19 protein-coding genes are annotated in these 21,237 nt (G+C 68.9%); 7 read left to right on the forward strand and 12 right to left on the reverse strand.

What is annotated here, in order from left to right; genetic code table 11:
- Nucleotides 1-5: 5 nt before the first annotated feature.
- Genes A3CE_RS0110345 through A3CE_RS0110365 form a run of 5 tightly spaced genes read right to left on the reverse strand, consistent with a single transcriptional unit; the run spans nt 6 to nt 5,197 of the window.
- Nucleotides 6-320: a hypothetical protein gene (locus A3CE_RS0110345; RefSeq protein ID WP_020640013.1), complete on the reverse strand. Its 315-nt coding sequence runs from the start codon at nt 318-320 to the stop codon at nt 6-8.
- Nucleotides 320-1,411, reverse strand: a complete 1,092-nt coding sequence (locus A3CE_RS0110350) for a DUF4417 domain-containing protein (protein ID WP_026468344.1) — start codon at nt 1,409-1,411, stop codon at nt 320-322. Before A3CE_RS0110350 ends, A3CE_RS0110345 begins: the two co-directional genes overlap by 1 nt.
- Nucleotides 1,408-2,520, reverse strand: a complete 1,113-nt coding sequence (locus A3CE_RS0110355; protein ID WP_020640015.1) for a ParB/RepB/Spo0J family partition protein — start codon at nt 2,518-2,520, stop codon at nt 1,408-1,410. Before A3CE_RS0110355 ends, A3CE_RS0110350 begins: the two co-directional genes overlap by 4 nt.
- Entirely contained in the window at nt 2,517-3,377 is an 861-nt protein-coding gene (locus A3CE_RS0110360) for a replication-relaxation family protein (protein WP_020640016.1), read from the reverse strand. The genes A3CE_RS0110355 and A3CE_RS0110360 overlap by 4 nt, the downstream gene beginning before the upstream one ends.
- Before the next feature lie 5 nt (nt 3,378-3,382).
- On the reverse strand, nt 3,383-5,197 hold the full coding sequence (locus A3CE_RS0110365) for a type IV secretory system conjugative DNA transfer family protein (protein WP_020640017.1): 1,815 nt from the start codon (nt 5,195-5,197) through the stop codon (nt 3,383-3,385).
- 572 nt (nt 5,198-5,769) lie between these two features.
- Between A3CE_RS0110365 and A3CE_RS0110370 the strand changes: the two genes are divergently transcribed.
- Nucleotides 5,770-6,144, forward strand: coding sequence for a histone-like nucleoid-structuring protein Lsr2 (locus tag A3CE_RS0110370; RefSeq protein ID WP_020640018.1), 375 nt, complete (start codon nt 5,770-5,772; stop codon nt 6,142-6,144).
- Between the two features lie 31 nt (nt 6,145-6,175).
- Here A3CE_RS0110370 and A3CE_RS0110375 read toward each other — a convergent pair whose 3' ends face one another.
- A complete protein-coding gene (locus A3CE_RS0110375; RefSeq protein WP_020640019.1) occupies nt 6,176-6,685 on the reverse strand; it encodes a hypothetical protein in 510 nt (169 codons plus the stop codon).
- 359 nt (nt 6,686-7,044) lie between these two features.
- On the opposite strand from A3CE_RS0110375, the gene A3CE_RS53425 reads away from it, so the two are divergent.
- Nucleotides 7,045-7,845, forward strand: a complete 801-nt coding sequence (locus A3CE_RS53425) for an HNH endonuclease (RefSeq protein WP_125591854.1) — start codon at nt 7,045-7,047, stop codon at nt 7,843-7,845.
- A gap of 169 nt (nt 7,846-8,014) precedes the next feature.
- Here A3CE_RS53425 and A3CE_RS58500 read toward each other — a convergent pair whose 3' ends face one another.
- Both A3CE_RS58500 and A3CE_RS0110390 read right to left on the reverse strand, forming a co-directional pair.
- Nucleotides 8,015-8,185 carry an NlpC/P60 family protein gene (locus A3CE_RS58500; RefSeq protein ID WP_245589786.1) on the reverse strand — a complete coding sequence of 57 codons (171 nt, stop codon included), beginning with the start codon at nt 8,183-8,185 and terminating at the stop codon, nt 8,015-8,017.
- Nucleotides 8,186-8,259: 74 nt separating this feature from the next.
- A complete protein-coding gene (locus A3CE_RS0110390) occupies nt 8,260-8,481 on the reverse strand; it encodes a hypothetical protein (protein ID WP_020640022.1) in 222 nt (73 codons plus the stop codon).
- A gap of 575 nt (nt 8,482-9,056) precedes the next feature.
- Between A3CE_RS0110390 and istA the strand changes: the two genes are divergently transcribed.
- From istA to A3CE_RS0110405, 3 genes are all read left to right on the forward strand, one after another.
- A complete protein-coding gene (istA, locus tag A3CE_RS0110395) occupies nt 9,057-10,529 on the forward strand; it encodes an IS21 family transposase (protein ID WP_020638426.1) in 1,473 nt (490 codons plus the stop codon).
- Complete coding sequence (gene istB / locus A3CE_RS0110400) at nt 10,526-11,299, forward strand: IS21-like element helper ATPase IstB (protein ID WP_020640023.1); 774 nt, start codon at nt 10,526-10,528, stop codon at nt 11,297-11,299. Before istA ends, istB begins: the two co-directional genes overlap by 4 nt.
- A gap of 88 nt (nt 11,300-11,387) precedes the next feature.
- A complete protein-coding gene (locus A3CE_RS0110405) occupies nt 11,388-12,152 on the forward strand; it encodes a hypothetical protein (protein ID WP_020640024.1) in 765 nt (254 codons plus the stop codon).
- Between the two features lie 123 nt (nt 12,153-12,275).
- On the opposite strand, the gene A3CE_RS0110410 is transcribed toward A3CE_RS0110405, so the two are convergent.
- Nucleotides 12,276-13,510 (reverse strand): IS3 family transposase gene (locus tag A3CE_RS0110410; protein ID WP_245589481.1). Its coding sequence is split into 2 segments (ribosomal slippage): nt 12,276-13,231 and nt 13,231-13,510, totalling 1,236 coding nucleotides; the frame shifts between segments, so codons are not numbered across the junction.
- A gap of 19 nt (nt 13,511-13,529) precedes the next feature.
- On the opposite strand from A3CE_RS0110410, the gene A3CE_RS0110420 reads away from it, so the two are divergent.
- Together A3CE_RS0110420 and A3CE_RS0110425 are read left to right on the forward strand one after the other, a co-directional pair.
- Entirely contained in the window at nt 13,530-14,747 is a 1,218-nt protein-coding gene (locus A3CE_RS0110420; protein ID WP_026468346.1) for a sensor histidine kinase, read from the forward strand.
- Between the two features lie 23 nt (nt 14,748-14,770).
- The gene (locus A3CE_RS0110425) at nt 14,771-15,382 is read left to right on the forward strand and encodes a LuxR C-terminal-related transcriptional regulator (protein WP_043792132.1); all 612 of its coding nucleotides are present in this window, start codon (nt 14,771-14,773) and stop codon (nt 15,380-15,382) included.
- A 145-nt stretch (nt 15,383-15,527) separates the two neighbouring features.
- Here A3CE_RS0110425 and A3CE_RS0110430 read toward each other — a convergent pair whose 3' ends face one another.
- The 3 genes from A3CE_RS0110430 to A3CE_RS0110440 all read right to left on the reverse strand — a co-directional run bounded on the left by A3CE_RS0110430 (nt 15,528) and on the right by A3CE_RS0110440 (nt 21,115).
- Entirely contained in the window at nt 15,528-16,568 is a 1,041-nt protein-coding gene (locus A3CE_RS0110430) for a C40 family peptidase (RefSeq protein WP_020640029.1), read from the reverse strand.
- The gene (locus A3CE_RS0110435; RefSeq protein WP_245589482.1) at nt 16,565-18,454 is read right to left on the reverse strand and encodes a hypothetical protein; all 1,890 of its coding nucleotides are present in this window, start codon (nt 18,452-18,454) and stop codon (nt 16,565-16,567) included. Before A3CE_RS0110435 ends, A3CE_RS0110430 begins: the two co-directional genes overlap by 4 nt.
- Before the next feature lie 228 nt (nt 18,455-18,682).
- Nucleotides 18,683-21,115: an ATP-binding protein gene (locus A3CE_RS0110440; RefSeq protein ID WP_245589787.1), complete on the reverse strand. Its 2,433-nt coding sequence runs from the start codon at nt 21,113-21,115 to the stop codon at nt 18,683-18,685.
- Nucleotides 21,116-21,237: the final 122 nt, after the last annotated feature.

Below are 21,237 nucleotides of genomic sequence, written 5' to 3' on the forward strand. Positions count from 1 at the left end.
GGCGGCTAGCGTGCCGATCCGAGGACGTCGTCGACCTGCGCCCGCACCGCAGCCTCGAGCGTCGCGCCTGGCACGATCGGCTCGACCTCCGCAGCGGATGCAACGAGCGACTCGGCCCAGAACGCCATCCGCTCGACGACCTCCTGCGGGCTCGTGCCGACGAGGCGTTCCCGCCAAATCCGGCCGGCTTCATACTCGCGCGGGACCCACTCGACAAAGCTCTCGGTGATCTCGCCGCCGGTCTCGAAGCCGAGGACTCCGACCGCGATGACCGCGGCGCCATACTCCGGTGACCAGCCCAGCAGGACCCACAGGCGCATCAGCTGCCTCCCCCGGTGGCGACGAACTCGTGCGGAAACAACGACGCCATGTAGCGAACCGAGCGGACAAAAGCGTCCGGGATGCGCGCATGGACGTCCTGACGGCCGTCGGCGGTCATCACGGCGCCGTGCAGGGCGTACTGCGCGGGGTTCTGGCTGATCACGACGAGACGGTCGCCGAACAGCTCGAGCGCGGTCTCGATCCGGTCCCGCCGCGACAACCCGGTCAAGAACACGACCAGCGTCGGCGGGAGGTTCTCGGCCAGCCAATGCAGGCCCGGCAACGTCCAGCTTTGCCAGTTCGCGTTCTCCCGCACGGTCTGGACGTTGACCGCGACCGCCGCCGGCCCGGTCTCGACGACCCAATCGGTCAGGCGGCGCAGGTCTTCGAGCCGATACCAGTACAGGTTCGGCACAGTCGGGATTCCCGCCGCGGCGAACTCGGCGGCGATGATCAGCGAGCGACGCATGTTGATCAGATGCTCGGCGCGGGGCCAGTTGCCGTAGATCGAGTAGTTCGGCGCCAGCACCAGCCCGAACCGCATGGCCGCGATCCGGGTGATGAGTTCATCGCGGTGCCGCGCGGTCCAGAACGCTTCGACGAGCGGGTCCTCGCCGTATCCACTGAGGACGGTCAGCGTGGTGTCCGGCACCTCCAGGATCTCGGTCGCGGTCCGGCCGTCGGTCCAACGCGGGTAGAGCGTGTGGGTGCGAGGAGAAAAGACCCGCCGCAACCCGACCGCGTACGCCGGCCACCGCACTCCCGCGTCGAGCTCGGCGACGCTCGAGCCGTCGACCTGCGGGACGAACGACGGCACCGTGGCCGGTAGCGGCGCGGTGCCGGTGAGGTCGTCGAATTCCAGGGTGCCACCGACGTCGCGCATCCAGGCGTCGATGTCGGTGCGGGAACCGCAGCGAATCGGGCACGCCCGGCAGTCGGTGCGGGCGCAGCCGCAGTAGGCGCAATCGGAGTTGCAGCCAGAGCACAGCGGCGCAATGGCGACCGCAGGCTCGGCATCGACGTACCAGGGGCAACGGCGGCAGTCGCAGCGCGCGGCCGGCGCGGTGGGCATGCCAAGGAAGGTGCTCATGCAGCTGCTCCCTTATGGAGGACATCACCGAGCTGATCCAGCAGCAGCGCGAGGGATCCGCGATCGTGCTCGCCCAACTCGGCGCCCTGCACCAGGAGAAGAAGCAGCTGACGCAGCGCGGCGAGAGCGCGCTCGACGAGCCGGGCGTCCACCCTGACGACCTGCGCGTCGGGCTTGGTGCGGAGCTTGTCGGCGCGAGCGGCGTCGGCTTGCTCCTGGACGCGCTCGGCCTCGATGAGAGCTTGCTCCGCGCTCAGCTCCTCGTTGGTAGTGGCGGCGGCGAGGGCGGAGGGCAGCAGCCGGGTGCGGCCCGTGTTCTTCACCGCGGCCCAGATGTCGGCGGCGGCTTGCTCCCGGCCGCGACGCAGCTCAACGAACCGGATGCGGGTGTGCAGCGACACCTTGGCCTCGTCCATCTCCTCGGCTACCTCGCGGGGCATCTCGGCGAACGCGCGCACCAGCTCGCGGGCCTTGCGTGGGCTCAGCTGCAGGCCGAGCCGGGTCAGGACTTCGGCCCATGGCGCGGCGCTGCGCTTGTCGTTGCCGCGGATGCGTTCCATCGCGGTGAAGCGCGCGATCGGGTCGTCGATCGCATAGACCTCGGCCGGCACGGCGTGGCCGCCGGCCAGCAGCTTGCCCAGCAGGACGGCACAGCGGTCGAGCACCAAGGCGGCGGCGAGCTCGCCCGGCCGCAGGCTCTCCCGGGCGAGGTTCTCGACCAGCTGCCAGATCCGCCGTTCCTCATCCGACAGCGGCCCCGGGCAGACCACGGCGGGCAGCGCGGCGAAGTGCAGGTTGTCCGGCCGGTTGACCGCACCCCATCGGCATGCGCGCAGCCGCCGCTCCCCCGCGGCCAGCTTCATCGCCGGATGCGTTCCGTCGCCCGGGTCGATCTCCTCGACCAGCACCGGCTGCAGAACCCCGACGCTGGCAATCGAGGAGATCAGGTCCGCGAGGTCCGCCGGCGTGGTCGCATCGCCCGGCAGCCGACCCTGCAGCTCGGTGAACGGCGTGCCCTCACCTCGCAGCGGCAGCAGCGCGAACCGGCGTTGCCGCAGCCGCGGCGACAGCCCGAACTGCGCCACGACCTCGGTCGGCGCCTCGGTCACGACAGCCTGCCGAACACGCCCACCCACCGCGGATCGCCGAGCAACGGCATCGCCACCGGCTTCAACGGGCCGTCATCTACGAGCCGGGGCAAGGTCGTCGCGACCATGTCGACCCGCCCCGCGGCCGTGCTCACCAGAGGCATGGCCTGAGCGTGGGCCCGCAGGTCGGCGAGCCGGCGCTCGAGCACCGGAGGCTCGGCGCCGGACAGGACGATCACGACCCGCGGGAACCGGGGATACCGCTCCCGCCAAGCCCACCGCTGGCCAGTCCCTGCTGGTGCGTGGTCGTGGTAGCGGATGTAGCCGACCACCTTGGGGGCCAGGCGAGCGACCGGCATCGTCGCGCGGTCCAGCTCGACGAACAGCGTCCGCTGAGTGCGACGGCCATCTTCCTCGAGCACGTAGTGCAGGACGGCGTCGGCGATCACGACCCCGCGCCGGTCTCCGATCCGGTCACGGAACCGGTGGGCGACCTCCGGCGTCCAGGACAGCGGCCCGCACTCGTGACCGTGCTCTCGAGCTGTCTCGACGAAGGCGAGACCGGTCTCGACGACGTCGAGGGTGTGCTCCTGCAGCAGGTGCGCGACCGCGGTGCCCGGCAGCCGGTAGGCACGGGCATCGACCGTCCCGGCCGCCTCGACGGCCTCAGCTCCGGCCGGGGTGACATGCCACGTGCGGGGCCGGTGCTCCCGGGTGATCCGGTCGGCCAGCCCTGCACGGCGCAGCCCGGCCAGCTTCGCGCGGACGCTGACCGCGGACAACATCGGGGCAACCAGCCGCCGGACTTGCTCAGTCGACACCAGCCGGTGCCAGTACAGGACGGTTAGAGCATCGCGCTGAACGACGTCGAGGTCCATGCCGGTCACTCCACGCTCGAAGTCAGGTCGATCGCGGCGCCACTGCCCCGCGTCGGCGGACGCCCGCGTCGCGACTGCGGCGCCCGCTGCTCGGCCCGCAGGGCGGCGAGGATGCGGTCGTCCAGGTCCTCGAGCTCGTCGAGCACCTCGCCGATCGGGCGGCGAGCGAGGTTGGCATCGAGCGCTTGGTCGACGTCGTCGTTCCACTCGGGGTGGAAATGCTCGGCGAACTCGTCGTCGACATGCAGGCCGCGGATCTTGAACGGGGTCGTGCGCTGCCCGCCGAGGGTGACGGTGACGACGTGGTGGAACTGCTCCAGCTCGGTCACGGTCGCCGGCTGGACCAGGCCGCCGAACTCCCGGGCCACGGTCCTCGCGCCGTCAATGGCCGCGGCCGAGGTCATCAGCAGCGACTGGTTCTGCAGCAGCGCCCGCCGTGTCTCCGCGGCGAGCCGGTCGGGCATCTGGTTCATCGCGTGCAGCGCGACCCGGTACTTGCGCAGCTGCTCGAGGATGGCGGCGAGGTAGCCGCGGGAGGCGCCGTCGACCGCGGCGAGCTCGTCGACGAACGCGTCGCACCTGCGCCGCTGCTCGACCGGGGTATCCGCGCGGGAGCGGCCGGCGCGGAACAGGTCGTAGATCATGAACGAGGTGATCAGCTTGTTCGTCTCGCCGGTGCCAGTTGTGCAGACGAACACGATCCGCCCGGTGTCCATCGCCCGCCGCACGTCATACGTCGTCACCGACGAGCCGAGGAACGCCGAGAGCGTGGGGCTGGTGCGTAGCCGGTTGATGATGTTGGTGACCACCGTCGTCGCGTCGGGAGCGAGCTTGGGGAATGAGTCAGTCCAGTACCTGCGTACGGACGGCTTCAACGTGGGCAGGATCGATTCGCGCCAGGTCTCGTCGTCCAGCAGCGTCGGGATCTGGAAGATCGTCGGCGCGCAGTCGGCTGGCAGCCGCATCGCGAGGTAGCAGAGTGCCTCGCAGGCTTTCGTGAGGATCGACTTCGCTCGCGGCGCGGCGTCTCCCCAGCCCAGGGCCGCGGCGAACGATGTGACGACGGCGTCGACGCGGTCCTCGATGTCGGACTCGGTGAAGCCCTGCATGCTCAGCGGGTTCCAGCCGGGCAGATGCTTGTCGCGGCCGCGGACGTCGAGGTTGACCTCCCACAGCCGCGCCCGCAACGCTGGGTCGGAGAGGTAGGGCTTGGCGCGTTTCCAGCCGTCGGCGTGCGGGTCGAGGAACCAGACCCCGCCGCCGAGCCGGGCGATCTCGATCGCCTGAGCCAGGGCCTCTTCGGTCTTCCCGAATCCGGCTTTGCCGAAGCGGGCGGAGAACAGCAGCTCTCGCAGGGGCACGCCGACCAGTCGCTCGTCGCCGTTGACGTCGGTGACGTATCCGAGCCGCACTAGCCCCGTCCCCGTCCCCGTCCCCGGCCGGTAGGTCGGGATTTCGCGTGGCGCCGGGAGCACCCAGCCGCGGCTGCGGGCGATCGCCGGGGACTGGCACCGGCCGGACGGTGGCTTCAGCAGGGCCGCGATTTCGCCCGCGGTGACCAGCGAGCCGGTCCGTGGCTTCGTCAGGCCGGTCCGGAATCGCCGGTCGAACAATCGGCGTACCAGGATGGTGTCCGCGCCGAAGTGCCAGCCGAAGACCCGCGGACCACGCACCCGCCAGTAGTTCTCCCCGCGATACACGTCGAACGCACCGATCACGCTCCGCAGATGCGCCTGCGCCCGGCCCGAGATTTCCGACTCACACCGGATCAGCACCTGGACGGCGAATACCGGCTCATCGGTGACGAACTTGTTCACCACTCGCTGAGCCGACCTCGCCGCTTCGCGCACACGACCACCGGCTGCGGGCCGCGCGATCGGCAGGAATTCGCCGATCAGCTCGTCAGCGAAGTCGGCAACTGCTCCGAATGGCCCTGCACCATTTCCTGTGTGCGAGCTGTGAACAACACGGCGGGCGTAGTGGCGGATGCGGGCGGGCGTGAGTGGAATGAGATCCAGACACACGTGCACAGATTCAGCGAGGTCCGGCCGGACGTCACCGAGAGCATTGGCCAGTGTCTGCAGTGGATCGTCGGGCCGGACCGGCAAGGCCTGCAACGGAAGATGACCAGGCCGTGCCAGCACGAGCTCGGCCCGTGCCACCTGCAAGCGCGTCTCGGTTTCGCCGTCCACGGTGGGTTCTCCTCCCGGGAACCACCACACGGCTCCCGGCATCAGTCACGGAAGAACCGACACGTTTTGATACAGCCGCACCCGACGGTGAAATTGCCTCGATGCCCAAGAACAGATACACTCCGTCAAAGAACGTTGCTCATTGTGCAACGCGTCACACGTCGCGTTCCCCGCACACTTCCACTCTGAGGAGTATTCACGTGGCCCAGAAAGTCCGCGTCGAGATCCTGGACGACCTCGACGGCAGCACCGCCACCCAGACCGTCCCCTTCACCCTCGACGGCGTCAGCTACGAAATCGACCTCTCCGACGACAACGCCACCGCCCTGCGCGACGGGCGGAAACTCCGCGTCGCGACCGGCCAGTCGACCACCGTCACCACGGCCGACCGTGAACGCAACCAGCAGATCCGGGCGTGGGCCAACGCCAACGGCTACGCGGTGTCCGAACGAGGACGTCTCTCCTCGGAGGTCATCTCCGCCTACGACCAGGCCCAGGCCGCCGAGGCCGAAGCCCCCGCGAGGGCTCCCCGCAAGCGGGCGCCGCGCAAGAGGGTCGCCGCCGCCACGAAGTAACCACGGTGGCCAGCAGATCACTGGGGAGAGATCACCGCTGTCGGCCCGTCGGCGGCAGGGACACATCACCCTCGCCGCCGACGGACGCCACCTCACCGTTGACGTCACCAGGCGCCGCGCGCCGGATCTCGACGTCTGGGTAGACGAGCTTGTTGAGCACTCCGGTCACCGACTCGCGCCCCTCCACGCTCATCACCATCTTCCCGAACTCCGCGTCCGTGCTGAACCGGACTCGCACCCCGACCGCCGACATCGGCACCCACCCGTGCACCGGCCGCACCCGCCCCAGCTGATGCGCGAACGCCAGCACCGCCTGCGGCGACGGATCGAACGTCGTGGTCGGCAGCAGGTCGAACCGGACACGGGAGCGGAGGTGGTGGGAACGGAAGTGTCGGTGGAGGACGAACACCGCGATCAGGATCGCGACCACGGCGGTGGTCACCCACCAGAACGCGCCGCTCGCGAGCACGTCGGTTGGACGGAGCGCCTTCGGCGCGCTGTTCCCCAGTATGGCCTGGCGGCCATGCGTGCCGGGGAACATGTCGGCATTCGAGGCAGGTCCCCGAATAGCCCGCTGAGCAGCAGAAGGCCGTCCGTCGGGTATCCACCCCAACGAATCGCCAACGCTACCTCCAACGATCGCCTGGCCCACAAAGCACCCATGCACGACACCGTCTCCTTCGGCTTGCCCTTCAGGTCTGATCCGAGACAAGTGAGTCAGCGACGGCTATTCATCCAGTTCCTTCTCGTGGCAACCAGAAGTTCGAACGGACGCCAATCAGTGGTGCTCCACCGCGCCCACAGCGCGGAGGCTGTACGAGCTTCCTGCAGTACAACCGCTGGCCCCAGCCGGTGACGCCCACGCGTCGACCACCTTCGCCCCTGCGGCATCATGTCTCAGTGGGCATCAATGACAAGGACCGAAAGATCCTCTGGGGCAGGTCCGGTAATCGGTGCGCACTCTGTCAGCGTCGCCTTGTCGCGGATCGCACCGCACTCGATCCCGAAGCCGTGGTCGGCGACGAAGCCCACATCGCGGCCCGCTCTCCCGGCGGCCCTCGTCACAACCGCGGCCCCGCCGTCGCCCTCGACTCCTACGACAACTTGATTCTGTTGTGCAAGGTCGACGACAAGAAGGTCGACGACCAGCCTGGACACTATACCGTCACTCGCCTCAAGAAGATCAAACACGATCACGAGGCGTGGGTCCAGCACGCGCTCGACACGCAGACTTCCCTATCCCAGCCAAGTCTGGAGGAAGCGAACCGGCAGAAGGCTCAGCTCTTGTCCGGTTACCGCGTCCTCAATGCTGCGTTCGACACGTGGAAAGAAGCCATCATGGCCGCGTCCGACGCAAACGTGCTCCGGGTTGATCCCGAAGAGGAACGCGCCCTCCATGCCGAGTGCACCCGGCAGTGGCAAAACGCCCACCTGGCCTGCGGACAATTCGCCGCAGTCGCCACACCGGAATGCGCGGACCTCGCCGGGCGGGTCCTCGACGGCTGGAAAAGCCTGGCCGACGACGTTGTGGATGGGCTGTGGCCGTCCGATCACCCTGGAGCCGACCAACACGACGACCTCGACATCAACCGGGACGAACTGCTTAGCGCTGTCAGCACCGAACTGGGTATGACAAGGTCCGCCGTTCTGAACAGCCTTCGCGCCGCCGGAAAGCTCGGTGGCACAGGGAAACGCTTCTGATCTTTCGGGTGATCGACACTGTCCGCCGAGAGCCGCGCAGTCGGATGCCGAGTCGCCGTGCAGGCGTCAGATCGAGACCTGCCCACGTTCCTGAACGAGTCGTCCTCAGCTCCCTGCCGGACGTGTGACGCCGACCAGATTGCGACCGAACGGATCGACACGCACCGCCTTACCGCAGTCGGGCGCGTTGATCATCTCCGTCGCGGAGGTGGCAAACCCGACGTGGGTGATCGTGAGCGGGTCCAGTTCCGAAGAACACGAGGTCTCCGGGGCCGACGTTCTGAGCTGGGATTCGAGGTCCGGCCGCGTGCTGGGCTTGCGCGGTCCCTGGTAGATCGATCCCGGCCGACTCGAAGGCAGCTTTGGTGAGGCCTGAGCAGTCGAAGCCGGCATCGAAGCCGACGGTTCTTCGGGCTACAAAAGTTGATCTTCATCGTTCCCGCTCACCGTATTCGCAGCCATCAGCAGATCGTCAAAGGCACCTGCGAAGGTCTCAGCGCCGCCCGCGCCCGAGGCCGCGTCGGCGGCCGCCCTCGCGCCCTGACCTGCGAACAGATCGCCGACGCCCGCATCCTGCTCAGAGCCGGACAAACCCGAACCGCCGTCGCCGCCAAGCTCCGCGTCTCCCTCGGACACTCAGCCGCGCCCTCGACACCGGGCCCGGCTGACGCCCGCCACCGGGTGACAAAGCATGACCGCAGCGGACAGCGCACGGGGAGACTGTTGCGCCGAAATCCGGATAGCCGGGGTGGGAGACTCCTCCCGGCTACTCGACCTGAGGTAGAGCCAGCTATACCGCACGGGTAGCGCAGCCTCACCCGGTCGTGCTAGCCCATGCACCATCGCGCTCCGAGCGGCCCTTCTCTACCGTCGTCCCCATGCGATTTCGACCGAGCACGCCAACTGGTGCCGCCGAATCAACACCAGGTTCCCAGCGCAGGACTGTTCGACTGTATTCGAGGTCCGTGATCGGGTTGCTGCTGGCGGCCGCCGCAGCTTTGTGCCAGCGGACATGAAAAAATCCGGGTGGGCGGACAGTTCGGTCCGGGTGGGCGGACATGAAATCTCCGGGTCGATGGACATGAGATCTCCGGGACACGCCTGACATCAATGCAGGTAGGGACCCCTCCGGCGGGGTTGGCTCTGGTTGCTGATCAGTTGCCCGCCCGTGCGGCCGGAGGAGTCCCTTGACCAAGTCTGACAGGGAAATCATGGACATCTTGGAAGCGTTCGATTTGACACGCTGTGCGCACTCGGCAGCGGAGCTGGCGGGGGTGGATGAGAAGACCGTCGCCCGTTATGTCGCGATCCGCGACGCGGGTGGTGACCCGTTCACCCCGGCGCGGCGGGCTCGTGGGATCGACCCGTTCCTGGGCAAGATCGAGGAACTGGTGGCGAACTCCCAGGGCCGGGTCCGCGCCGATGTGGTGCATCAGCGGCTGGTCGCGATGGGGTTCACCGGCACCGACCGCACAACCCGACGCGCGGTCGCCGAGGCGAAAGCAGCGTGGAAGGCCGGCCACCGCCGCAAGTACCGGCCGTGGACCCCGGAGCCGGGGATGTGGATGCAGTTCGACTGGGGTGAGGGCCCTCGAGTCGGCGGGCGGCGCACGCAGTTGTTCTGCGCGTGGCTGTCGTGGTCGCGCTTCCGCGTGGTGCTGCCCGCATGGGACCAGACCTTGGGCACTCTGGTGTCCTGTGTGGATGCCACGTTGCGTCGGATCGGTGGCGCACCAACATATCTGCTGACCGACAACCCCCGGACGGTGACGATGGACCGGGTCGCCGGGGTGCCGGTACGTCACCCTGAGATCGTCGCCGCGGGCCGGTATTACGGCTGCAAAGTCGAAACGTGTGAGCCGTTCGACCCCGAGTCCAAGGGCGGCGCCGAGCACACCGTCAAGATCGCCAAGGCGGACCTGGTGCCCACCACGGCGAACCTGCTGCCCGCCTACTCGACGTTCGCCGACCTGGCGGACGCGTGTGTCGAGTGGTGCGAGCGGGTCAACGCCCGCACCCACCGCGAGACCGGGGCCGCTCCGGATGTCCGGCTGGCCACCGAACTGCAGCATCTGCACGTCCTGCCCGCCGAACCGCACGCGATCGCCCTCGGCGAGGAGCGCCTGGTCGACGATGACCAGACGATCCGGTTCGGGTCGGTGCGCTACTCCACCCCCGACGGGCACCAGGGCAGCAAGGTCTGGGCCCGCGTCACCGGCGACGAGCTGGTCATCGTCGGCGACACCACCGCCGGGCTGACCGAGATCGCCCGGCATGTGCTGTCCACTCCGGGTTCTCCGCGCATCGACGACGCGCACTACCCGCACCATCCGGGCGGGAATCTGCCTCGCCCGCCGAAGGTCAGGGCACGCACTCCGGAGGAGGTCGCGTTCCTCGCCCTCGGCGAGGGTGCTCGCCGGTGGCTGGTCGAAGCCGCTGCGACCGGGGTGACCCGGATCCGGGTCAAGATGGCCCGCGCGGTGGAACTGGCGGCGATCCTGGATGCCGGCCGGGTCGACGACGCGCTGGGGCTGGCGGCGATCGCGGGCCGGTTCGCCGAGGACGACCTCGCCTCGATCCTGGACCACCTGACCTCCTCCGGGCCGCCGAGTGACGTGGTGGTGGCCGATGAGGCCCACTCCGCGCAACCGGGCACCAGCGGCTGGGAGGTGTTCGGCCAGTGAGCAGCCCCAAAGCCCCCGCCCTGCCTGAGGAACTGGACCTGGTGCTGCGCCGGATGCGGCTGCCCTACCTGCGCAAAGCCGCACCCGACGTCCTGGCCACCGCGCGGGCGCAACGCTGGGATCCCGCCGAGGTGCTGCGCGTCCTGCTCGGCGAGGAGGTCACCGGCCGCGGCGCCGCGACCCGGCGGATGCGGCGCAAGACCGCGAACTTCCCCACCGGCAAGACGTTCTCCTCCTGGCGCGCCGAGGAATCCTCGATCTCCGAGGCTACCCAGAACTCACTGTCCACATTGGAATGGATTGGAAGACAAGAGAACCTGGCCGTCGCGGGGCCGTCGGGCACCGGGAAGTCGCACTTCGTGGAAGCCCTCGCGCACTCGGCGATCGAGAACGACATGCGGGTGTCCTGGTTCACCCTGGAAACCTTGACCGCCGCGGTCGGCAAAGCCAAGGTCGACGGCTCGGTGGCCCGCACGATCTCCCGGATCTGCGGCTGCGACCTCATCGTCGTCGACGACATCGGGATGCTGCCCGCCGGGCAGGACGCCGCCGAGGCGTTCTACCGGATCATCGACGCCGCCTACGAACGCCGCTCGATCGCGGTGACCAGCAACATCCATCCCAGCGGGTTCGACTCGATCATGCCGAAAACCCTCGCCACGGCCACCGTCGACCGGCTACTGCACCACGCCCACCTGGTCACCACCAAAGGCGACAGCCACCGCCTCGCCGAAGCCATCGCGGGCAAGGGGGTGGTCCCCTTGACCTAACCAAGATCCGGAGAACCGCTGTCCATCAGCCCGGACAAGTACTGTCCGCCAGCCCGCAGACCAGCTGTCCGCCCGCCCGGAGTTCCCAATGACCGTTGACACTTTGGTGGCAGCATTCGTGCTTGCCCCCGCTGCCCTCCTGAGGCCAACCTTCGGGGCTTACGATTACGCGAAACTGCAGGACGCCTTCGGGAGTGCTCTCGTCGAGTATTGGCGAAGCGGAACTCCGGTGTTCCCCGCCCGCCTGACAACGCTGGTCGACTACTGGTTCCAATGGCATGCGATCAAGGTGGCGATCAGCGCGTTGTCGGTCATTGTCTTCGCCTTGCTCACCACCGCGCTGTGGCGGAGATACCTGCGAGCCCGGCCCTGGTACGCGGCGGCCGCCACGGCCGCAGCCGTGTCGACGGTTCTCGCCACGGGAGCGTTGATGGCGAACATCCAGGCGACGGCCGTACCGCTGGTCGCGTTGCTGGGGCTGCTACCCGGGACAACCACCGACGGAAAACTCACACAGGTTTTGAGTGAGATGCACGAAGGGCTGACGGAATCGGCCGGCCCGCATGCCGGTTCCCCCGCGCTGACGGTACTTCTCGGCGAAATCGAGCGATACCACTGGGTCATGGTGGCGATTTCCGCCACGCTGATGGTGGCAACCGGCCTGGCGAGCGCCCATTTCTGGAAGCGGCGTATCACCGGCGACCCGGGCGCCACCCGCGTCAAATTCATGCACAGCACACTCGGTGTCATCACGGCCCTGACCGCATGCCTGCTGCTCCTCTTGGCAGGGGGCAGTGCACTCTCGGCGCTCGAGCCCGCCACCACGCTGCTGGACGTCATCGGTGCGGGCTGACACCGGCTCCTCCAGCTCCGTCATAGGGTCGTGACCGTGGCGACGAGCGTGTGGCAGGCGATGGCGGGCAACCCCGTCCGATTCGTCCTGTCGTGTCAAGTACCGGGTTTGATGGAGACTGGATTAACTGGTTTCCAGGGTTGCGGTGACCGTGTGGGTCATCGCGTGTAGTGCTTCGTGCTCGGCGGGCGGTACGTGTCCGAGTTCGCCGTGCAGGCGTCGGTTGTTGTACCAGTCGATGTACTCGACGGTGGCGATCTCGATGTCGTCGATACCGCGCCATGGTCCGCGGTTGCGGACGAGTTCGGCTTTGTACAACGAGTTGAACGCCTCAGCCATCGCGTTGTCGTAGGAATCTCCTTTGCTGCCAACGGATGCGACAGCGTCAGCCTCGGCAAGGCGCTGCGTGTAGCGCACTGCCCGGTACTGCACGCCGCGGTCGCTGTGATGGACGAGCCCGGTCAGGTCCGCGCCGGCGGCCTGGCGGCGCCAGATCGCCATCTGCAGCGCGTCCAGCGCGAGCTCGGTGTAGAGGCTGGTGGCGACCTGCCAGCCGACGATCAGGCGGGAGAAGACATCGAGCACGAACGCCGCGTAGACCCAGCCGGCGGCGGTGCGCACGTAGGTGATGTCCGCGACCCACAGCTCGTTGACACGCGTGGCCGTGAAGTCACGTTCCACCAGGTCAGCGGGCCTGCTGGTCTCCGCCGCCGGCCGTGTCGTGCGCGGAGACTTGTCGCGCAGCAGGCCACGCAGTCCGCTCTCGCGCATGAGTCGCTCGACCGTGCATCGGGCCACGTCGACGCCCTCGCGTTTGAGCTGCTTCCACACCTTCCGCGCCCCGTAGACGCCGTAGTTGTCCTTGTGTACCCGCCTGATCGTCGCGGTCAGCTCCCGGTCTCGTGCCGTACGGGCCGATTGCGGGCGGGACTTGGCCGCGTAGTACGTCGACGGTGCGATCTCGGCGGGCGTCTGCTTGAGCGCCTGCAGGACCGGCTGGACACCGTGTTCTTCCTTCTGGGAGTCGACGAACTCGACCTTCATCGCGACGGACGGTCCAGCTCCGCCGCAAAGAAACTGGCCGCTGACCTCAAGATCTGGTTCGCCCGCCGCAGCTCACGGTTCTCCCGCTCCAGCTGAGCGAGCCGCTCCGCGTCACCGCTCGTGGTGCCCGGCCGGTCCCCGGCGTCGGTCTCCGCGCGCTTGACCCAGGTCCGCAGCGCCTCGGGGTGGATCCCGAGTTGGTCGGCGATCCGCTTGATCGCCCCGGTCGCGGCCGCTGGATCCCGCCGCGCCTCCACGGCCATCCGGGTCGCCCGCTCACGCAGCTCGTCTGGGTACTTCTTCGGTGGGGCCATCAGTCCTCATCATCCAGGCTTGAATGTCTCCATCAAACCCGGGGCGGGACAGTCGCGATGGCCATGGCGCAGCCTGGCCTACGTGGTCAGTAGCGTGGCGGTCATCTCGATCGCCTGGCTGGCCCTCGTGCCGCTGCTGCTGTTTCCGCCGCTGCTGCTGCTCGTCGGCATACCGATCGGGGCGCTGGAGCGCCGCCGGCTCGGCTTCCTGGAGCCGCCGGCGATCCCCGACCCGCACGCACCCGCGCCCCCGAGCGGCTGGGCGTGGGTGCGGCTGCGGGTGACCGAGGCGGCCACCTGGCGCGAACTCGGCTATTGCGCATGCCTGCTGTCGGTGCTTGCGCTCCTCGACCTCGCCGCCGTGATCGTCCTGTTCATCTGCCTCGCCCTGCTGGCGCTGCCGCTGTTGGTCGGGCTGGGCGCGAACGTCCATTTCGCGGTGGGCACCTGGACGGTCGAGACCGTCGGGCAGGCGTGCGCCGTCGCCGGTCTGGCCGGGGTGCCCGCGACGGTGGTCACCCTGTACGGAATCAGCGTGCTCGGCGGTGCCCAGGCAGCCTTCGCCAAGTGGCTGCTCGCGCCCACCGGCACCGAGATGAACCGTCAGGTCGACGAGCTGGCCGGGTCACGCAGCCGGTTGGTCAGCTCGTTCGAGGCCGAGCGCCGTCGGATCGAGCGAGACCTGCACGACGGCGCGCAGCAACATCTGGTGCTCCTGACGATGAAGCTGGGCCTGGCCGAGCGGCAGCTGGCCGACGCGGACGGACGCGCCGGTGACCTCGTCGGCGAGGCCCACGAGCAGGCTCGGCTGGCACTCACGGCCCTCCGGGACCAGATCCGCGGCATCCATCCTCAGATCCTCACCGATTTCGGGCTGGCCGAGGCGGTACGCGAACTCGCCGAACGGTGTCCGGTTCCGGTCGAGGTCGACCTCGACCTGCCCGGCCGGCTGCCGCCCGAGATCGAGTCCACCGCCTACTTCGTGGTCTCGGAGGCCCTGACCAACGCGGTACGACACGCTGAGGCCACGCGTATCCGGATCAGTGGCAGGCTCGCTGAGCAACGGCTGGCGCTGACCATCGTCGATGACGGTAAAGGCGGCGCTGATCCGTCACTGGGCACGGGCCTGCGGGGGCTGGCCGACCGAGTGGCCGTCGTGGTTGGCACCCTGGAGATCAGCAGCCCACAAGGAGGACCCACCACAGTGCGGATCGACCTGCCGTGTCGCTACGAATAGTGCTTGCCGAAGACGCCACGCTCATGCGGGCCGGACTCGTCAGCCTGCTCGAAGGACTGGGCCACACCCTGGTGGCGGCGGTCGGCGACGGTGACTCGATGCTGGCGGCCGCCCGAGAGCACCGACCCGACCTGGTCATCACCGATGTCCGCATGCCGCCCGGTTTCGCCGACGAAGGGCTGCGTGCCGCGGTGACACTACGCGCCGGCGACCCGAGCGCGGCGGTCCTAGTGCTGTCGCAGTACGCGGCCACCGCGTACGCCGCCGAACTGCTCGGCCCGTCCGGACGGGCCGGAGTCGGCTACCTGCTCAAGGACCGCATCGGCGAGATCGCCGACTTCGCCGACGCGGTATCGCGGGTCGCGGCCGGCGAGACCGTCATCGACCCCGACGTGGTACGGCAGTTGCTGAACCGCCCACGCACGACCAACCCACTCGACCGGTTGACCACACGGGAACGGGAGGTGCTCGGGCAGATGGCCGAAGGACACAACAACCTGTCCATCGCCCGAACGCTCGAAATCAGCGACGCCGCGGTGGCCAAACACATCGGCAACATCTTCACCAAACTCGACCTCCCCGAGGCCGACGGCCACCGCCGGGTACTCGCCGTCCTGACCTACCTGCGAAGCTGACCACACCCGAGCCAGCGACGGCGCAAACGGCACGCGAGCGGCGAACTGTGCGTGCATCCCCAGCCACCACCCCCTCACCTCGACAGGGTCACGGTGGACGTCCTCATATCCGTACATGAGTAGATCCAAATGGAGTGACCCGGTTTCATCGGCCGGCCTGGACTGCGGCCGGACGCGCCGCGCCGACGAAGTTCGACCGCCAGATCCGCTCGACCCGAACCACCAGACCCCGATCCGGTGCATCGACCATCTCCTCGGCCGAGACCGCGATCCCCACATGCGTCACCGCTCTCGACCCGGAGCCGAAGAACACCAGGTCTCCCGGCAAGACCGGCTGCCCCGCAGGCACACGAGGACCCGCGTTGTACTGGCTTTGCGCCGTCCGCGGTATCTGGATCCCGGCTGCCGCGTACGCCGCCTTCGTCAACCCCGAACAGTCAAACCCACCCCTGACCTGGGTCTGGCCATTCGGTAGTTCAGTCAACTCGGGGCCGTTGCCGCCCCAGACGTACGGCAGGCCCAGTTGATCGCAGGCGAACGTGATCGCGGCCTGGGCGGCACTGTTCGATGCTTGTACCGCGCCGCAGGTGTACTTCTCCGCCTGTGCGAGGACCTTCTTCACGTACCACTCGGCGTGGTTGTAGGCGAAGATCGCGGCGTGCAGGTCGCGGCCGTCGCGGGCTCCGGAGTCGCAGAGGTAGGCCGCGGCGGCGTAGATCGCGTCGTGCGGGTTGTACCGGGACGGCGGGTGTGCGCCGCCGGGCGGTGGTGGGTGGCGGGAGACGACGCTGTCGAATGTCGGCTGGAGGAACTGCATCGGGCCGCCGGCTTTGGCGCTGTTCTCCCCGCTGTGGACGCCGGGTAGCTGGGAGCGGCCGTGGTCGCTTTCGATCTTGCCGATGGCGGCGAGGATCGTCCAGTCGAGGCCGGGGCAGGTTTGGGCGGCTTCGCGGTAGAGGACGAGGTAGTCGGCCGGGATGTCCCCGACCGTGCCGCCGTTCGGCGCGGCGGCCGAGCTCGAGTCGCCGGCCCCGGCGAGCGTCGCGAGCAGGACGACGACGATCACCACGCAGGCGGCAGGCGGGCCGAACAGCAGCAGCGCGGCCAGACAACCCCAGCGGGCCGGGTGTTCGCGGAGCTGGTCTCGGGCGATCTCGGCGGCTCGCAGGGCGAGCAGCGGGTTCATCGTCGGCCGGCGGCGTCGCCGAGCCGATCGCGCAGCCGCTGCGCCCACGAGACGGGCGGCGGCAGCATCGCGGGAGGTAATAAGGTCTCAGTCGATGGTTTCGTGATGAAGCCGCGGCCGCGCGCTGCGGCCCCGAGGTCGGTGCCGGTGAACGCCGGTTTCCGCCCGGTGGCCGGCGGCGTCGCTCCGGCGATCTCCGCGCCGAGGTACGTCGAGGCTGCTGGCTTCTGCCTACGTGAGCGGTCGCTGAGTGCGGTGAGTACGGGGGTGGCGGCCTGCCACGCGGGTCGCGCGCCGGTCGCTGTCCCGACATTTCCGGCGTAGGCGGTGGCGTAGGTCTTCGCGGCCTCGGTACGGCGAGCCAGCGCAGCCTTGGCCATACCGGATTTGGCGGTGAGCGCCGTCTGCGCACGCTGAGCTGCCTGCGGCCACGAGACCGGAGCCCCCACGGTGTACTTGAGCACCTGTCCCCCGGCCTGCCCGCCGGCGCGGCCCGCGGTGACCAGGCGCTCCTTGAGCCGACCGACCGGCGCGAAGGTCTCGGCAAACGCCGACGTCCCGGCCTTGACCGTCCGGGCGAGCCGATCCGGACCCGCGGGCACGACCGGCGTCGGCAACGCCTTCGGAGCCTGGCGCGGCCGGCCAAGCCGCTGCAGCCGAGAGCTCACCTGGCCGCGGACCCGTTGGAGGTTCGCGGCGAGGCGTTTGCGGAAGAGGAACCCGGAGAAGACAACGAGGTCGATGACGGCGAACCGGACCAGCTGCGGGCCGAGATCGGCCAGCATGAGCGTGCGCAGCAGCACAGTCATGACGGCGAGGAAGACCATGCCGGCCAGCAGCCGGGCGATGGTGGCGGCGATCGAGCTGACCCGGTAGGCGAGCTGGTGCTGCATCGAGGGCACCAGCGCGGCAACCAACGCGAGCGCAAGCAGCAGCCCTTCGAACAGCAGCAGGTACGGCGCCAAGACCTGCACGGCGTTCAGGCAGATCACCAGGATGGCGAACAGGAGCATCGCGATCGCGTACAGCCAGGCACCGAGGGTACGGTCGCCGTCGGCGACCTCGTTGTACTTGCCGTAGTCGCCGGGGCAGCCGTCGAGTTCGCGGGCCTTGGTGCTGTCGTCCTTGCCCGACCAGGGACCGTCGTCGAGGACCTTCTTGACGGAGTACTGGCAGGCGCCGGCGATGCCCTTGACCCGGCTGATCGGCGTGCCGTAGTTGAGCGTCTCCCAGGGCGTGATCAGCAGGTTGTCAATGAACGCCTGACCGATCGGCGCCGCAGGGTTCCCGGTGCCGCCGGGCTCCTGTCCCATGACGACGCTGGAGACGTCGGCGGCGAGATCGCGGGACAGGGACAGCACGCCGTCGTCGCCGACGAGGACGTCGACGGGGTGGGTGATGATCGCGACGGCGAGGACGTTGACCGCGATGGTCGACGCGGTTTCCCGCCATGCCCGGGTAGTCAGGCCTCGCGCGAACAAGAGCCCGAGGTAGCAGGTGGCCACGAGCAGCGCGATCTCGCGGAGCTTCAGGTCGCCGATGACCGAGGTCTGCCAGATGCCTTCGAGGTCGCGGGCCGGGGCCTTGATCCAGTCGAAGACCTGGGTGGAGGCGGCCCATTCAGTGAACCAGACCGAGAACCCGACCGCGTACTTGCCGACGGCGAAGCCGATGTTGCCCAGCCACAGCCAGATCGTCGGCATCGGGTTGTCGAGCAGGCCGGGCAGGTTGGCGAAGAGGTCGTAGTTGTGCAGGTCGCGGCCGTAGCCGTCGTCGATGCTGAAGATCCCGCCGAGGTGGACATGGTGACCAGGGTCGTCCTGCAGTGGCAGTGGCGGCGCGTCCGGATCCGGCTGCGGCGCTGGTTTATCTCCCGGCAGCCACAAGCACGTCGGATAAGGCTCGCACGGGTTCTGTGGGCGCGAAGTGTTCGGCTCCGGCGGGTTTGCTGGCAGCAGAAGCGTTTGCGCCGTCGCGGCGTGGGGCGTGATCAGTCCGATGAGGACGATCACCGTGGCGAGCGCAAGAACGCGAGTCCCGCCGGCCGTGCACTTCATCGGCAGTCGCCTCCAGCCTCGTCGTGTCCTGTTGAGACACGGCCGGCGGAGGGACGTTCAATGCGCCTGGTGGCCCCGGGTCACGGACGGCGTGGTCAGGACGGCGTTCGGCAGCACGCGGTACGGCTGGGTGACGACCTTGACCTTGCCAACGCGACCGGCGTGGTCGCGCACGAGGAACTCCCCCGCCCGGGCCCGGCGCTCGTCTTCGCCGCCGGCCGGGTTCAACGGGGAGAGGTCCTTGGTGACGATCTCGTGGTAGCGGATGTCAGCGGGGTCGACGCCGAGCCACGCCAGACCGCTGCGGGCAAGGCTGTTGTCGCGATGGCGGCCGAGGAACCGCACGGCGATCAGCCCTCGCAAGACGTCATCACCCAGGTCTTGCGGGGCGTGCGAGCCGAAAGCGGCGTCGGCGCCGTGCTTGCGGCCGTCGCGAACGAACTCGAGCGCGATCTGCTGGCCCTCGGGGGTGCCGGTGACGTTGTAGGCCTCGTCGCAGATGAACTCGCCCCACCGGCCCGGAGTGAAGCAGATTTCCTTGGCGATCGCGGCGATGAGCAGATGGAAGGCGCGGCCGAAAAGCTTGCGCGGCGGGATCCGCGCGGCCATCCGTTCGTTGCTCATCTCCAGCGCGCTGGGCAACGGGATCTCGTTGGTGCAGAACACAACCATGTCGGCGCCGAACAGATCAACCGGCGACAGCTCCGGATCGAAGATCGGCCGGGTGATCGGGTCACGCCGCAGACGCTCGAGCCGATCCGCGAGCGCCCGAGCCGCGGGGTCCCGTCCACCGTGTCGCCGGAGCGTGTCGACAAGCCGATTGCTGGATGCCTCCGGGTGACCACTGACGTCATCAAGTCCCCGGCCGAGCGCGTCCCGTTCGGCAGAGTTGGACTCCAGGTCGAGCCAGGACGCGAAGAACGTCTCGGCGATCCCGGTGCTCGACTTGCTGGCGCTGCGGAAGACCCGCAGCGGATCGCACGAGTGCTGCAGCTCGGCCGCGGCGGGCCGGTCGTCGAGGCTGGGGTCGATGATGTCGACAATCTGCGCGTCACCAGGCAGCGCGGCGGCGACCGGTGCCCATTCCCGGCTACGGGTGCGGTCGATGACGATCACCCGCCCGTCGAGCATCAGCCGGACAACCGCCGCGACGTTCTTCAGAATCACCGACTTCCCGGCGCCGAGTTCGCCGATCACCGCGATCCCGCCGGAAGAGTCATGGGTCGGCCCGTAGGTCGGATCGAGCAGAAACGGCGCGATGGCGCCGCCGTCGACGGTCAACCCGAACAGCGCCCCGGCGGGGTCGCCAAAGTCGGTCGCCGACACCGGCAGCAACATCGCCGCGTCGGTGGCGAGGAGATTCTGGCTGCACTCGCGCACCACCATCGGCGTCCGGCTCCCCGGCAGCAGCGCCTGATACAGCTGCCGCTGCCCACCCAGCGGCCGTTCCCACCGGTACTCCCCGCCCAGGAACGCCTGCCGCAGCGCCTTGGCCCGGGCGTCGGCATCGCGAGCGGTCTGCCCCCAGACGCCGGCGACAACGCCGACTTCCAGGTCGATCTCAGTGGAACTGGCACCGAGGCGAGCGTTCTTGTGCTGGATCTCCTCCTGCGCCGAGACCACATCGGCCGGGACACCCGCGGTGTCGCCGGCGTGCTCCTCGTCCTGGCTCATCAGGTCCCGGGTGCGGCGCCGGTTGGCCGCGCGGGCCTCCTCGTTGGATCGAGCGGTGATCCGCAGCGCGTAGTCGACGCCAAAGCCGATGTCGGCAAGCCGGGCGAGGATCTCGTGCCCGGGAAAGGTGAACGCCCGAGGCATCTCAGCCAGCACGAGGTAGGCCTGATAGCTGGTGACGGCGCCGTCGTCATGCGGGGCCACGCACTTGAGGAACCGGCGGTTCAACAGCCCCAGTGGCCCCCAGCCCGCCCGATCCTCGGCCGGGTCGGTGCGACCGCCTTCGTCGAACACGCACGAGCGCAGCACCGTCAGCCGCGCGCGCCCGCTCCCTCGCCGCACCGTGACACCCGTGTTGTGCACCGCGGTCGCGCGGTCGAGCTGCGGCTCATCGATGCCGCGGACCGGGGCGCGGCAGAGCCACCACAGCAGCTCGGCCTCCGTCGCCTGCCGCAGCGGAACGGAACCGCCGAGCTCTTGCGCCGCGACGCGTGCCCGCGCCCGACCGGCCGCGATCGCGGCTACCGACGCTGGCCGGGCCGGGAGACCGAGCTGTTCGGCGAGCGCTGCGCTCGTCGCCCGGAGCATGGCCTGGGCCGACTCCCTCCAGCCGTGCCCGGACAGGGGCTTGGCGAGCCAGTAGCTGCGGCCGAGGACATCGAGAGTGTCGAGCTGGTCCCAGGCGTTGTGGACGGTCTCGGCCCAGTGCGGGTTGGCGTCCAGGTCGATGCCGTCGAGGCAGCGCTGGACGATCGCGTGGGCCTGGACCTGCTCGCATAGCGACGCGATCATCACCTCTCCCCGGAGCGACTTCATCAGCGTCACGGTGCGGTCGTACAGCTCGCGCAGCTGCCGTCCCGCGGAGCGGGCGCTCTCGTGCGGCAGTACCCGCCACACCGCCCAGGTCGAGCCGTCGACGCAGAACAGCAGGTTCCCCG

Origin of the sequence: Amycolatopsis balhimycina FH 1894, from assembly GCF_000384295.1 — a bacterium.
Classification (GTDB): domain Bacteria; phylum Actinomycetota; class Actinomycetes; order Mycobacteriales; family Pseudonocardiaceae; genus Amycolatopsis; species Amycolatopsis balhimycina.